Source organism: Acidovorax sp. SUPP3434, from assembly GCF_030159015.1.
GTDB lineage: Bacteria > Pseudomonadota > Gammaproteobacteria > Burkholderiales > Burkholderiaceae_C > Paracidovorax.
The window spans coordinates 1-998 of sequence record NZ_BQXL01000045.1 but is presented as its reverse complement, the minus strand read 5'-3'; the positions used below and the strand labels follow the sequence as shown (position 1 = coordinate 998).

Below are 998 nucleotides of genomic sequence, written 5' to 3'. Positions count from 1 at the left end.
ATGGCCCGGGCGGGGGCTTTCGCGCAGCTGCAGCGCATCGGGTGCGGCGTTGTGGTGGCGCGGGTCGAAGTCCTCGGGCAGGTCGGGCGCGCGGGTCGATTGCCAGGCGTCGCCGAAGGTGCCCTGCAGGTCGCGGCGCGGAACGTGGTGGGGGGGCACGTGGCCGAGGGCGATGGGTTCGAGGGGGTCGTCCCAGGCGGTGATGGCCCGGTCCAGCGGTTCGATCCACGGCAGCGGCGCGCCCCGGGCAGCGGCCGCGCTGCGGTACCAGCCCATGCCTTCCGGGTTGGGCTCGAAGGCGTTCACATGGCCCGTCTGCGGGTCCTTCTCCTGCCCGCCGAAGGCGAAGGGGCGCAGCAGCGGAATGCGCGACGCGGTGGCCTCGCCAGAGGCGCGCAGCCTGCCGATGGCCCCCAGTTCCGGCAGCCAGGTGCGTGGCGCGAACGCGCGCAGTTCGATCAGGCGCCGCGATCCGCCATCGGTCAGGTAGTCCACCGCGGCGTCGATGCTTGGCAAGGGCCGGCCTTGCGATGCGACCGCCCAACCGTTCACGATGCAATCGAAGCGGGGCTTGGGCGGCACGTACTCGGATTCCAGGCAGGTCCAGAGTTCATGCGCGCGGGGTGCGATGGCGGCGGCCTGGGCGGCGTCCAGGGGCAGGCTGCCGAGTGTCTGGCGCACACCCTCGCGAAAGATGGCAGCCTGGTCCTGCGCCGCCGCGAGCCGGGGCGGCAGGCCCGGGGCGGCCGCCAGCTGCCACGTGCCCTTGACGATCACCAGGGCCGCGCTGCGCCGCTCCGCATCCCGGTGCGGAAAGACCTGAGCGCGGAACGGCGTGTGGTTGAGGACCGGGCACGTCATGGCGCGGGCGGATCGGCTTGCAGGCTGTCCATGAGCTGCACGGTTTCCACAGCGGCCATCTGCCGTGCGGCAAGGTCTTCGTGGGACAGCGGAAACGGGCGGTGGGTCACCGCCGCATGCTCCACGTAGAGCCAGCT

The 998-nt window shown here is 72.4% G+C and carries 1 protein-coding gene; it reads right to left on the bottom strand.

What is annotated here, in order from left to right:
* Positions 1-861: DUF2169 domain-containing protein (locus tag AVKW3434_RS24185; RefSeq protein WP_284407870.1), on the bottom strand; the 861-nt coding region annotated here is incomplete at its 3' end.
* Positions 862-998 lie beyond the last annotated feature (137 nt).